This is a genomic window from Neisseria sp. HMSC056A03 (genome assembly GCF_001815685.1).
GTDB lineage: Bacteria > Pseudomonadota > Gammaproteobacteria > Burkholderiales > Neisseriaceae > Neisseria > Neisseria subflava.
Genome location: NZ_KV821668.1, coordinates 38,595 through 51,895, shown reverse-complemented (window position 1 = coordinate 51,895; position 13,301 = coordinate 38,595). Strand labels below are relative to the sequence as shown.

Below are 13,301 nucleotides of genomic sequence, written 5' to 3'. Positions count from 1 at the left end.
TCTGCGTTTGATTTTATTTTCCAACGCCTTTGTATAAAGCGAAACATCATGCAAGAACAATATCAACCCGCCGCCATCGAGCCTGCGGCGCAGAAAAAATGGGACGACGAGCGTATTTTCAACGTCTCCGAAGACGCTTCCAAACCCAAATACTACTGTCTCTCCATGTTCCCCTACCCCAGCGGCAAGCTGCATATGGGGCATGTGCGCAACTACACCATCGGCGACGTATTGAGCCGCTTCAAACGCTTAAACGGCTTCAACGTCATGCAGCCTATGGGTTGGGACGCGTTCGGCATGCCGGCGGAAAACGCGGCGATGAAAAACAACGTCGCCCCCGCCGCATGGACTTATGACAACATCGAATATATGAAAACCCAGCTCAAAAGCCTGGGTTTTGCGATTGACTGGGAGCGCGAAGTCGCCACCTGCAAACCCGAATACTACCGCTGGGAACAATGGCTGTTTACCAAGCTGTTTGAAAAAGGCATCGTCTATCGCAAAAACGGCACGGTAAACTGGGACCCGGTCGACCAAACCGTCCTTGCCAACGAGCAAGTCATCGATGGGCGCGGCTGGCGTTCGGGTGCGTTGATCGAAAAACGCGAAATCCCGATGTATTACTTCAAAATCACGGATTACGCCGAAGAGCTGCTCAACGATTTGGACAAGCTGGAACACTGGCCGGAACAAGTTAAAACCATGCAGCGCAACTGGATCGGTAAATCACGCGGTATGACCGTGCGCTTCGCCGTTTCAGACGACAGCAAACAAGGCTTGGAAGGCGATTACGCGAAATTCCTGCAAGTTTATACCACCCGTCCCGACACGCTGATGGGCGCGACTTATGTTGCCGTTGCCGCCGAGCATCCGCTGGCAACCGCCGCAGCCGCCGACAAACCCGAATTGCAGGCATTTATCGCCGAATGCAAAGCCGGTTCGGTTGCCGAAGCCGATATGGCGACGATGGAGAAAAAAGGCGTGCCGACCGGCCGCTACGTCGTCAACCCGCTTAACGGCGACAAACTGGAAGTGTGGATTGCCAACTATGTATTGTGGGGCTACGGCGACGGCGCGGTCATGGCGGTTCCGGCGCACGACGAACGCGATTTCGAGTTCGCCACCAAATACAACCTGCTGAAAAAACAAGTCATTGCCGTCGGCGACAACGTATTTGACGCAAACCAATGGCAAGAATGGTACGGCGACAAAGAAAACGGCGTATTGGTCAACAGCGGCGACTTGGACGGCATGAATTTTCAGACGGCCTTCGACGCCATCGCCGCCAAGCTGCAAAGCCAAGGCGCAGGCGAACCGAAAACCCAATACCGCCTGCGCGACTGGGGTATTTCGCGCCAACGCTACTGGGGCTGCCCGATTCCCATCGTTCATTGCGAAAAATGCGGCGACGTCCCCGTCCCTGCCGACCAACTGCCCGTCGTTTTGCCTGAAAACGTCGTACCCGACGGCATGGGTTCGCCGCTGGCAAAAATGCCCGAGTTTTACGAAACCACCTGCCCATGCTGCGGTGGTGCGGCGAAACGCGAAACCGACACCATGGACACCTTCATGGAATCAAGCTGGTATTTCTTCCGCTACATGTCGCCCAAGTTTTCAGACGGCATGGTATCGGCTGAAGCCGCGAAATACTGGGGCTCGGTCGACCAATACATCGGCGGTATCGAACACGCAATTTTGCACCTCCTGTACGCGCGTTTCTTCACCAAACTGATGCGCGACGAAGGTTTGGTCAATGTTGACGAACCGTTTGAACGCCTGCTCACTCAAGGCATGGTCGTCTGCGAAACCTACTACCGTGAAAACGACAAAGGCGGCAAAGACTGGATCAACCCCGCCGATGTCGAGCTGACTTTCGACGACAAAGGCCGCCCCGTTTCCGCCGTCCTCAAAGCCGACGGCCTGCCCGTCGTCATCAGCGGCACGGAAAAAATGTCCAAGTCCAAAAACAACGGCGTCGATCCGCAAGAACTGATTAACGCCTACGGCGCGGATACCGCCCGCCTGTTCATGATGTTTGCCGCACCGCCCGAACAGTCCCTCGAATGGAGCGACAGCGGCGTCGAAGGCGCACACCGCTTCCTGCGCCGCCTGTGGCGTACCGTTTACGAATACCTGAAACAAGGCGGCGCGGTCAAAGCGTTTGCAGGCAGCCAAGACGGTTTATCTAAAGAACTCAAGGACCTGCGCCACAAACTGCATTCCACCATCGCCAAAGTCAGCGACGACTACGGCCGCCGCCAGCAGTTCAACACCGCCATCGCCGCCGTGATGGAACTGCTCAACCAATACGACAAAACCGACACCGGCAGCGAACAAGGCCGAGCCGTCGCCCAAGAAGTATTGGAAACCGCCGTACGCCTGTTGTGGCCCATCGTGCCGCACATCTGCGAAACCCTGTGGAGCGAATTGAACGGAGCGAAACTGTGGGAAGCAGGCTGGCCGACAGTCGACGAAGCCGCTTTGGTCAAATCCGAAATCGAAGTCATGGTTCAAGTCAACGGCAAACTGCGCGGCAAAATCACCGTCGCCGCCGACGCCTCCAAAGCCGACCTCGAAGCTGCCGCACTCGCCACCGAAGGCGCGGTGAAATTCATGGAAGGCAAGCCTGCGAAAAAAATCATCGTCGTTCCCGGACGCTTGGTGAATATCGTCGTCTAAACCGCTTTTAAGGTTTAGCCACACGGATAAAGGCCGTCTGAAACTTGGTTTTCAGACGGCCTTTTATTTTGGCTTTCAAGCCCAATCGTTATTTTATTTAAACGTAAGGTTTTCAATTAAATCAAAATCATAAAGATATTTTTTGAACCATCGTATTCAAATGAAAACCTTAGCTTTGATAAAAACAAGGTTTAGCCGAATAAAGAAAGGCCGTCTGAAACCCTATATTCAGGTTTCAGACGGCCTTTTTTACTACCCGATTTTATTCGCCGTAATAGGCTTTGGTCAGGATTTCTTCCATGTCGGCGACCAATGCGAGGCGCGGATTGGCGGGGGTGCATTGGTCTTCGAAGGACAGCATTGCCAGTTCTTTGCGGCCGTCGATGAAGGTTTTTTCGTCTATGCCTTGTTCTTTGAACGACATTTTGATGCCGACGTTGACCGCCAGTTCATGACAGGCGCGGGCGAAGGATTCTACGCCTTCGGCAGGGGTGGCGCACGGCAGGCCTAAGGTACGGGCGATTTCCTGATATTTCAGGTCGGCTTTGTAATAGTTGTACTTCGGCCAGGTGGCGGTTTTCTGCGGGCGCGTGCCGTTGTAGCGGATGACGTGCGGCAGCAGAATGGCGTTGGCGCGGCCGTGCGGAACGTGGTATTTGCCGCCGATTTTGTGCGCCATCGAGTGATTGATGCCGAGGAATGCGTTGGAGAACGCCATGCCTGCGATGGTGGAGGCGTTGTGCATGTGTTCGCGTGCTTCGGGGTCGGACGCACCGTGTTTGTAGGAGCGTTCGAGGTATTGGAACACGAGCTTGATGGCTTGCAGGGCTAGGCCGTCGGTAAAGTCGTTGGCGAGCACGGAAACGTATGCTTCTACGGCATGGGTCAGTACGTCCAGACCGGTGTCGGCGGTTACGCCGGCGGGGACGGTCATGGTAAACGCGGGATCGACGATGGCGATGGTCGGGGTCAGCGAGTAGTCGGCGATGGGATATTTTTTGTCGCCGTCGCTGATGACGGTAAACGGCGTGACTTCGGAGCCGGTGCCCGATGTAGTGGGGATGCCGATGAATTTGGCTTTGCGACCCAATTCGGGGAAGCGGAAGGCGCGTTTGCGGATGTCCATGAATTTTTGGACAAGGTCTTCAAAATCGACTTGGGGCTGTTCGTAGAAGAGCCACATGGCTTTTGCCGCGTCCATCGGCGAGCCGCCGCCCAGCGCAATGATGGTGTCGGGCTGGAAGCTGCGCATCAAATCCGTGCCTTTATAGACGGTTTGGACGCTCGGATCGGCCTCGACATCGGTGAAAAGCTGGATGGTTACTTTGTTTTTGCGTTGGTGGAGCTGATGGGTCACTTTATCGACGAAGCCCAAATCGACCATCGAACGGTCGGTCACAATCATGACTTTTTCGCAGTCTTTCATGTCTTGCAGGTATTGGATGGAATCGCGCTCGAAATAGATTTTGGCGGGTACTTTGAACCATTGCATGTTGTTTCTCCGACGGCCTACTTTTTTGATGTTTAACAGGTTGACTGCGCTGACGTTGCCGCCGACGGAGTTTTTGCCGTAAGAGCCGCAGCCCAAGGTCAGGGACGGCAGGAAGGCGTTGTAAACGTCGCCGATGCCGCCGAAGGTGGAAGGCGAATTCCAAATCACGCGCAGGGCTTTGACGCGGGTGCCGAAGGTTTTTGCCAATTCATGGTCGGCGGTATGGATGGCGGCGGAGTGTCCCAAGCCGTCGAAGGCGACCATTTGTTCGGCGAACTGCAAGCCTTGTTCGGTGGAATCGGCTTTGAGCATCGCCAGCACGGGCGAGAGTTTTTCGCGGGTCAGCGGCTCATTAGGGCCGACTTCGCGGCATTCGGCGATGATGATGTTGGTTTTTTCGGGGACTTTAAACCCAGCCTGTTCGGCAATCCACGCCGCCGGTTTGCCCACCACGGCGGCATTGAGTTTTGCGCCGCCGCAGTTGGCGCAGTTTGCCGTAACGCCGAAGATGAAGTCTTCGAGCATGGCTTTTTCTTTTTTGTTGGCGAAGTACACGCCGTAGGATTTGAACTCTTCGACCAGCTCTTTATAAATCTCTTTGTCGGCGATGACGGCTTGTTCGCTGGCGCAAATCATGCCGTTGTCGAACGCTTTGGACATCACGATGTCGTGTGCCGCCTGTTGGATGTTTGCCGTTTTTTCGACATAGGCAGGCACGTTGCCCGCCCCGACGCCGAGCGCGGGTTTGCCGCAGGAATAAGCAGCTTCCACCATCGCATTGCCGCCGGTCGCCAAAATCGTCGCCACGCCCGGATGTTTCATCAGCGCGGAAGTGCCTTCCATAGACGGTTTTTCAATCCACTGGATGCAGTTTTCCGGCGCGCCGGCGGCAATCGCGGCATCGCGCACGATTTGGGCGGCGTGGGCGGAACACTGCTGGGCGGAAGGGTGGAACGAGAAAATAATCGGATTGCGGATTTTCAGCGCAATCAGGGATTTGAAAATGGTGGTGGAAGTCGGATTGGTGGTCGGCACGATACCGCAGACGACCCCGACCGGATCGGCGATTTCGGTAATGCCGGTTACATCGTCTTCGCTGATGACGCCCACGGTTTTCAAATCGCGCAGGCAGCGCACGACGTTTTCGCAGGCAAACAGGTTTTTGGTCGCTTTATCTTCAAATACACCGCGCCCCGTTTATTCAACCGCGTGCATGGCGAGTACACCATGTTTGTCCAGCGCAGCGATAGAGGCTTTGGCAACGATATAATCAATCTGCTCCTGATTCAGCTTGCGAAACTCGTCCAACGAGCGCAAACCCTTTTCAACCAAACTGTTGACCTCGGCTACGGCGGGGCTGACGACATTGTCGGCTGATGCGTTCATGGTGTATCTCCTTGATATAAGGTGGCAATAAAGTCGATAAATTTTCACCACGATTACTATAAGTAATTTAGTTACATTCTGCTTTGACCTACATCACAAACCATGATTGAACTTTTCAGACGGCCTCTTTATCATTTATTCATTTTAATTTATTGAAGTATAATGATTTCACCCCAAAGCAACCAAAGACGGTCATTCTTGGTCGCTTTCCCCGTATATTAAAATAAGAACAGAAAACCAATGTATTAAAATTACATACTCAAAATAAAACAAAGGCCGTCTGAAAAATATTTTTCAGACGGCCTTTTCATGCCTATCTTTTATTGGCTGATGTCTTCCAGCGTACGGCCTTTGGTTTCTTCACCCAATACCAAGATTACCGCCACAATCAGCAGCATAACCAGCGCAAACATCATAAAGATATTGCCGAAGCCGCCGCTGTTGCCCACCATCGCCGCCACTACCATGGGCGCGAGTATGCCGCCGACGCGGCCGATGGCGCCTGCCCAGCCGGATGCGAAGGCACGGAAGCGCAAGGGGTAGAGTTCGGGGGTGTAGGTGTACAAAACGCCCCATGCGCCCAAGTTGAAGAAGGACATCAGGCTGCCCCAGATCATGACTTCGGCCGCAGTGGTGCTTTGCCCGAAAAACCATGCGCACACGGCGCAAGCGGCCAGAAAGCCTGCCAGCGTTGCTTTGCGGCCGATTCTTTCCACCAAAGCCGCGGCGGCAATATAGCCGGGCAGTTGCGCCACAATCATCACCAGCACATATTCAAAGGTTTTGACCACTGTATTGCCCTGCTCGACCAGCAGTTTGGGCAACCAAGTGAAAATGCCGTAATACGAAAACACGATGCCGAACCAAACCAGCCACAGCATCAGCGTGCGCCGTGCAAACGGATGTTGCCAAAGTTGGACGAAGCGGATGCGTTCACGCGGGGCGGCCGGTGCGGCAACGGCTTCTGTCGGCGGCGTGATGCCCGATTGAGTTTCCAGCGCGGATACCAAACGGTGCGCTTCGTTGGTTTTGCCGCGGGAAAGCAGGTAAGGCACGGATTCGGGAACAAACTTCAACACCAACGGCACATAAAACAGGGGTAAGGCGCCGAATAAAAACGCGCTGTGCCAGCCGGTTTGCGGAATAAAGAAATAAGACACCAGCGCGGCCGAGAGCCAGCCCAAGCCCCAAAAGCTTTCCAACAACACAATAAAACGGCCGCGTACTTTCGGCGGCGCATATTCGCTGACCAGCGACACGGCGACGGGCAGTTGGCCACCCAAACCGACACCGACAAAAAAGCGGCACACCAGCAAAACCGCCAAGTCAGGCGCGAGTGCGCACAAGCCTGTGGCAATGCTGTACACCACCATCGTACCGGCAAAAACGGTTTTCCGTCCGAACCTGTCCGCCAGCCAGCCGCTGAATACTGCGCCCAAAGCCATGCCGACAAAGGCAATGCTGACAATCCAGCCCAACTGCGCCGGAGCCAGCGCCCAATCCTTGCCCAAAGCCGGCAATACAAACGACACCAAACCTGTATCCATGGCGTCAAACAGCCAACCGATGCCGACTAGCACTAAAAGTTTGTAATGAAAGCGGGAAGGCGGCAGATTGTGCAACCGCGTCAGAATATCCATAGTTTCTTTCCTTTGTTTGTGTATTATTGAATTAGATTTTATAAATAACTGCTTGAGTTTCAGCGACAAACCCCAAATAGAGCATTATGTCGATTTTAACATTTATACAATATACAAAGAATAGGAAGCGCGCGTTTTTTGGCTATTTTTGAATATCTTAAACTTGGCGATAAACCGCATACCATTTTGAAACGTTATACAAGAAATCACTTCAGGCCGTCTGAAAGTCGATAATCTGGTTTTCAGACGGCCTGCCGTTTTTTGCAAAGGCTTCATGCTTGGGTTATGATGTTTATTTGTAATATGTAAACAGATGATTGCCTGTTTTTACATAACAGGCCGTCTGAAACAACGGAGAACGATATGAATGCGGTTGTAATTGCGGTCATCATCATGCTTGTGCTGTCTTTATCGCGCGTGCATGTAGTGCTCAGCTTGGCTGTCGGCGCGTTTGTCGGCGGCTTGGTGGCCGGTATGCCTTTGGAGAATATAACCAACACGACCGGAGATGTGGTGCAGCAAGGGATTATTCCTGTTTTTAACGAAGGCCTGAAAGGCGGGGCGCAAATCGCGCTGTCTTATGCCATGCTCGGCGCGTTTGCCATGGCCATCACGCATTCCGGCCTGCCGCAACAGCTCGCCGGTGTGATTATCCGCAAGCTCAACGGCGGCGAAGGCAACGCGAAAGGCGAAGGCGCGGTCAAATGGCTGCTGCTGGCGATTATTTTGTGCATGGGCGTGATGAGCCAAAACGTCGTGCCGATTCATATTGCGTTTATCCCGATGATTATTCCCCCGCTGCTGTTGGTGTTCAACCGTTTGAAACTCGACCGCCGTTTGGTGGCCTGCGTGATTACGTTTGGCTTGGTAACGACTTATATGTTCCTGCCTTACGGTTTCGGCGCCATTTTCTTGAACGACATCATGCTGGGCAATATCCGCTCGGCAGGCATGGACACCAGCGGCATTAATGTGATGCACGCAATGGCGATTCCGGCTTTGGGCATGGTATTCGGCTTACTGCTGGCCTTTTTGCACTACCGCAAGCCGCGTATTTATCAAAACAATACCACGGACACGGAAGACAACCGTGCGGCAGTACAACAACAAGAGCCTTCAACCTATCGCAGCTTGGTGGCGGCCGTGGCGATTGCCGTGTGTTTTGCCATTCAGCTTTTGTACGATGGTTCGCTGGTATTGGGTGCCATGTTGGGCTTTGCCGTGTTTATGATGTTGGGCGTGATGAACCGCTCCGCCGCCAGCGATGTCTTCGGCGAAGGCATCAAAATGATGGCGATGGTCGGCTTTATTATGATTGCGGCTCAAGGTTTCGCCGCCGTAATGAACGCAACCGGCGAGATTCAGCCTTTGGTCGAACACAGCATGGCTTTGTTCGGCGGCAATAAAGGCATGGCCGCATTGACCATGTTGTGCGTCGGCTTGCTGGTGACCATGGGCATCGGCTCGTCCTTCTCGACTTTGCCGATTATTACCGCGATTTATGTGCCTTTGTGCGTGAGCTTGGGCTTCTCGCCTATGGCGACCGTCGCCATCGTCGGCACGGCCGGTGCGCTGGGCGATGCAGGCTCCCCTGCTTCCGACTCGACACTCGGCCCGACCATGGGACTGAACGCTGACGGTCAACACGACCACATCCGCGATTCGGTCATCCCGACTTTTATCCACTACAATATCCCGCTGATGGCTGCCGGCTGGATTGCCGCGATGGTGCTGTAATATGAGCGATATTCAGGAATTGGAACACCGCGTCACGGAGCTGGAAATTCAGACGGCCTTGCAGGAAGATTTAATCGGCAGCCTGAACAACGCCATCGCCAAGATGCAGCAGACTTTGGATTTGCAACAAGGCCAGCTGCGGCTTCTGTATCAACGGATGCAGGACAAAGGCGCAAACGGCGAACGCGAACCGTACAGCCTGCGCGATGAGATTCCGCCGCATTATTGATCAACTGAAAAAAGGTGTGTTGGATACATGCCCTTTTCTTTTATAACAAAGGCCGTCTGAAAGTTAATCAAGCTTTCAGACGGCCTTTTAAACAATCAAACCTTACAAACAAGCCAATTCGTTGGCCATTTGCTGCTCGATGGTTTCACGTTGGCGGATTAGTTTGCATTCGTTGCCGTCAACCAATACTTCCGCCGCACGGTTGCGCGTGTTGTAGTTGCTCGCCATGCTTGAGCCATACGCACCGGCGCTGCGGATAAGCAGCAAATCCCCTTCTTCGCAGGCGATGGTGCGGTCTTTGCCGAGGAAGTCGCCGGTTTCGCAAATCGGGCCGACGATATTGGCCGTCAATGGCTCAATGTCTTTGGTTTCGACCGCTTCGATGTGATGATAGGCATCATAAAGCGCCGGACGCATCAAATCGTTCATCGCCGCATCGACCATCACAAAGTTTTTCTCTTCGCCATGTTTGACGAATTCGACGCGCGTCAACAACGCACCTGCATTGCCGACCAAACTGCGGCCGGGCTCGAGAACCAGTTTCAGACGGCGTGTACCGATCAGTTTTTGAACTTCTTTGGCATACGCACCCAAATCAGGCACATTTTCATCTTGGTAAACAATGCCGACACCGCCGCCCAAGTCCAAGTGTTCCAACACAATACCTTCATCTGCCAGTTGGTCGACCAAGGCCAAGATACGTTCGCAGGCTTCGACAAGCGGGCTGAGGTCGGTCAGTTGTGAGCCGATATGGCAGTCGATACCGACGATTTTTAAATGGCTTTGCCGGGAAGCATGACGATAGGCCTCAAGCGCATCGGCATAGGCAATACCGAACTTGTTGGCTTTCAGGCCGGTGGAGATATAAGGGTGGGTTTTGGCATCGACATCGGGGTTGACGCGCAGAGAAACCGGGGCGACTTTATCCAAGCGCGCGGCAACTTTCTGAATACGGTCGATTTCGGGAATGCTCTCCATATTGAAGCATTTCACGCCTGCATTCAGTGCGAATTCAATTTCTGCTTCACTCTTGCCCACACCGGAAAAAATCGTTTTCGCCGCATCGCCGCCTGCCGCCAAAACACGCGCCAACTCGCCACCGGACACAATGTCAAAACCGCTCCCCAAAGAAGCAAAGTGCTTGATGATGCTCAGGTTGCCATTCGCTTTTACCGCATAGCAAACAAGCGGATTTAAAGCGGCAAATGCGGTTTGGTAGTTTTCAAACGCCTCGGTCAGCGCAGATTTGCTGTACACATAAAGCGGCGTACCAAACTCTTCGGCAAGGTGTGTATAAGGGAGTTGTTCGCAGAATAAGGTCATGTTTGTGAAGTCTTTTTTTAATTGTTGGTTTGAGTGGTCGGTTCTTTGGCCGTATCGAATTTCAAGCCGGTTTGAATCACGCCGAAGCGCGCCTTGTCGCCTTCTTTGGGCAGGTAGAGGTCGCCTTTGTAGCCGCAGGCAGAAAGCAGCAGAGCCGTTGCCGCTGCAAAAAATACGCCGTATTTCATCAGTAAAACTTTCTTCATCATTACGAATGTGGCAAGATTCGGTATCTTAAACAAAAACCACACAAAAAGCCATGATGACCGAAAGCGAATTCATCCGCATGAGCGAAGAATTGTTCGAACACATCGAAGACCAAATCGACGAAAACGGCTGGGATTTCGACTGCCAGTTTGCCGGAAACGTCCTGACCATCGAAGCCGAAAACGGCACGCAAATCATCGTCAACCGCCACACGCCCAACCAAGAATTGTGGATTGCCGCCAAAAGCGGCGGCTACCATTTCGCCGAGCAAAACGGCAAATGGCTGGCAACGCGCGACAGCCGCGATTTCTACGACGTTTTAAACGAAGCACTGAGTGCGGCTTCGGGCGAAGCAGTTGAGATTGCAGAATTGTGATTCAGTCTTCAAATATCTCTAGCTAAAAATCTATTTACCTCAAAGGATACCCAAATGCCCCTACTAGACAGTTTCAAAGTCGACCACACCCGTATGCACGCCCCTGCCGTACGCGTGGCAAAAACCATGACCACACCCAAAGGCGACACCATTACCGTGTTTGACCTGCGTTTCTGCATTCCCAACAAAGAAATCCTGCCTGAAAAAGGCATTCATACGCTGGAGCACCTGTTCGCAGGCTTTATGCGCGACCACTTAAACGGCAACGGCGTTGAAATCATCGACATTTCCCCGATGGGCTGCCGTACCGGTTTCTACATGAGCCTCATCGGCACGCCCGACGAGCAAAAAGTAGCCGACGCATGGCTCGCTTCAATGCAGGATGTTTTGACCGTTCAAGACCAAAGCAAAATCTCCGAGCTGAACGAATACCAATGCGGCACTTACCTGATGCACTCGCTTGCCGAAGCGCACGAAATCGCCCAAAACGTTTTGGCACGCAAAGTCGCCGTCAATAAAAACGAAGAGCTGACATTGGACGAAAGCCTGTTGAACGCTTAATACGTAATGACAGCAAAGGCCGTCTGAAACTTTATATGACAAGTTTCAGACGGCCTTAAGACCTTTTATTCCAATTTTCAACCTTCCAACCACAGTTTTACACCGCCTAAAAATAAGTTGGCGGATGCTGACAGTGTACATAGTATAATTACACTTTAAACAAACAACCTGATTCTATTGCCTTTATGAAACCGTTTTTCTGCAAAACCGCCATTGCCCTCAGCCTGACCCTCCCTGCCGCCGCCAACGCTGCCGAGTATGTCTGCAATGTTGAAGGCATCACTGTTTATGCTTCATACCAGATCAACAATACCTGCCGCGTAGTTGACACAAACACCACTACAGAGAGCGGCATTGTTGCAGAACCTAACGTATTCACTGAATCTGAACCAACTAATAAATCCGTTACAAATGGTTCTGCTATTCTCAACGATATGTCCGCTTTAAAAACGGTACAAACAACAGAATTTAAAGCATCTGCCGCTGACTACGTTCATGCTTCTCAAGCAACGCCTGCGGTACAAACCCCAGTCGTTGTTACTCGAAATGAATACGGTATTCCGGCACCTATTTCCATTCCTATTGCACAAGCACGTCTAACTTCTCAAATTGACAAAAACGTTGCTGACGGTCTTGCCATTCTCAGCGATACAGCTGTTTTAGACACTGCCCCTACAATAAAGTCTGAAATTGACACTACCGACGTTCTCAAGGTCATGTCTACTACTACACAGCCTCAAACTATGGCTGTTCAAACTCCAAACAATACTCCTACCCCTATTACGCAAACCCTTCCAACAACATCTGCGATTCAACTCCCTCAAACAATTATTCAGAATCCTGTTGTTTTACCCAAAACACCTGATAAAACTACGGCCAAACAAAATAACCAAACCGTAATTGCCTCAGATGAAGCAATCGACAAAACACCTATCAACGTTGAAACCAAGCGTAAAGGTAAAGCCTATACCAAAACCTCAACCCGATATAATGCAAAAAACACCAATACTGGTAAAACAACTGTCGCAAACACGGCTAACGAACAAACGATTAAAACCGTTGTTGCGCCAACAGTAGAATCAAATGTACCAAATAAACCTGCTACAACGGTTTTCCCGGTAGATCAAAGCAAAACATCCGCGCAAACACCTTTCCCTAAGGCATATACACCGGCTGCCAATATTCCGTTTGATCCGAGCAATGTTTACAACGATATTAAAATTTTGCCCCATATTCCAATTACCAGCGTGACCAATACAGCCGAAGCCGCCAATCCGCGCCTCAATATTATCCTGCGCAACCGCCCAGGCAAAGCACGCGCCTCTTCATACAGCAAATACAAAGCCCCTGTTATCCGTACTGCTCCTGTGGTTACGCCGGCTCCTAAACCAAGCCCTAAAGAAACCCGCAAACAGATATTGCAGACTGAAGTGCGCAATGAACAGGCTGCTATTACCCGCCTTCAAACACAGCTGAATGCGGCCAAACAAAAAGGCGACCAGATTAAAATCCAACAGCTGACCCATACCATCAACGCCCGTAAAGCGAATATCCGCGCTATTCAAGGTGAGATGTCTCGTTGATTGGTTTTTGATACAAAAAGGCCGTCTGAAAATATTTTCAGACGGCCTTTTTAATGACATAAACCTTATTTATTCAAAAGACAAATAC

General features: G+C 52.0%; 11 protein-coding genes. 6 read left to right on the top strand and 5 right to left on the bottom strand.

Annotated features, from left to right (window positions below; genetic code table 11):
- Window positions 1-48: 48 nt before the first annotated feature.
- The gene (gene leuS, locus HMPREF3052_RS10655) at window positions 49-2,679 is read left to right on the top strand and encodes a leucine--tRNA ligase (RefSeq protein ID WP_070749795.1); all 2,631 of its coding nucleotides are present in this window, start codon (window positions 49-51) and stop codon (window positions 2,677-2,679) included.
- A 262-nt stretch (window positions 2,680-2,941) separates the two neighbouring features.
- On the opposite strand, the gene adhE is transcribed toward leuS, so the two are convergent.
- From adhE to HMPREF3052_RS10645, 3 genes are all read right to left on the bottom strand, one after another.
- The gene (gene adhE / locus HMPREF3052_RS10650) at window positions 2,942-5,308 is read right to left on the bottom strand and encodes a bifunctional acetaldehyde-CoA/alcohol dehydrogenase (RefSeq protein ID WP_283126982.1); all 2,367 of its coding nucleotides are present in this window, start codon (window positions 5,306-5,308) and stop codon (window positions 2,942-2,944) included.
- Between the two features lie 60 nt (window positions 5,309-5,368).
- The gene (locus HMPREF3052_RS12105; RefSeq protein WP_283126981.1) at window positions 5,369-5,557 is read right to left on the bottom strand and encodes a hypothetical protein; all 189 of its coding nucleotides are present in this window, start codon (window positions 5,555-5,557) and stop codon (window positions 5,369-5,371) included.
- Between the two features lie 320 nt (window positions 5,558-5,877).
- Window positions 5,878-7,197 (bottom strand): MFS transporter, encoded by a 1,320-nt coding sequence (locus HMPREF3052_RS10645; RefSeq protein WP_070749794.1) that lies wholly within the window; start codon window positions 7,195-7,197, stop codon window positions 5,878-5,880.
- A gap of 363 nt (window positions 7,198-7,560) precedes the next feature.
- Here HMPREF3052_RS10645 and HMPREF3052_RS10640 point away from each other — a divergent pair, with 363 nt between their 5' ends.
- Together HMPREF3052_RS10640 and HMPREF3052_RS10635 are read left to right on the top strand one after the other, a co-directional pair.
- Window positions 7,561-8,934 (top strand): Na+/H+ antiporter family protein, encoded by a 1,374-nt coding sequence (locus HMPREF3052_RS10640; RefSeq protein WP_070749793.1) that lies wholly within the window; start codon window positions 7,561-7,563, stop codon window positions 8,932-8,934.
- Window position 8,935: 1 nt separating this feature from the next.
- Complete coding sequence (locus HMPREF3052_RS10635; RefSeq protein ID WP_070749792.1) at window positions 8,936-9,163, top strand: SlyX family protein; 228 nt, start codon at window positions 8,936-8,938, stop codon at window positions 9,161-9,163.
- Between the two features lie 102 nt (window positions 9,164-9,265).
- On the opposite strand, the gene lysA is transcribed toward HMPREF3052_RS10635, so the two are convergent.
- Window positions 9,266-10,486, bottom strand: a complete 1,221-nt coding sequence (lysA, locus tag HMPREF3052_RS10630) for a diaminopimelate decarboxylase (protein WP_070749791.1) — start codon at window positions 10,484-10,486, stop codon at window positions 9,266-9,268.
- 17 nt (window positions 10,487-10,503) lie between these two features.
- Window positions 10,504-10,674, bottom strand: coding sequence for an LPS translocon maturation chaperone LptM (locus HMPREF3052_RS10625; protein WP_070749790.1), 171 nt, complete (start codon window positions 10,672-10,674; stop codon window positions 10,504-10,506).
- A 71-nt stretch (window positions 10,675-10,745) separates the two neighbouring features.
- On the opposite strand from HMPREF3052_RS10625, the gene cyaY reads away from it, so the two are divergent.
- The 3 genes from cyaY to HMPREF3052_RS10610 all read left to right on the top strand — a co-directional run bounded on the left by cyaY (window position 10,746) and on the right by HMPREF3052_RS10610 (window position 13,213).
- Window positions 10,746-11,069 (top strand): iron donor protein CyaY, encoded by a 324-nt coding sequence (cyaY, locus tag HMPREF3052_RS10620; protein ID WP_049328424.1) that lies wholly within the window; start codon window positions 10,746-10,748, stop codon window positions 11,067-11,069.
- A 54-nt stretch (window positions 11,070-11,123) separates the two neighbouring features.
- Complete coding sequence (luxS, locus tag HMPREF3052_RS10615) at window positions 11,124-11,630, top strand: S-ribosylhomocysteine lyase (protein WP_070749789.1); 507 nt, start codon at window positions 11,124-11,126, stop codon at window positions 11,628-11,630.
- A 185-nt stretch (window positions 11,631-11,815) separates the two neighbouring features.
- A complete protein-coding gene (locus HMPREF3052_RS10610; protein WP_070749788.1) occupies window positions 11,816-13,213 on the top strand; it encodes a hypothetical protein in 1,398 nt (465 codons plus the stop codon).
- Window positions 13,214-13,301: the final 88 nt, after the last annotated feature.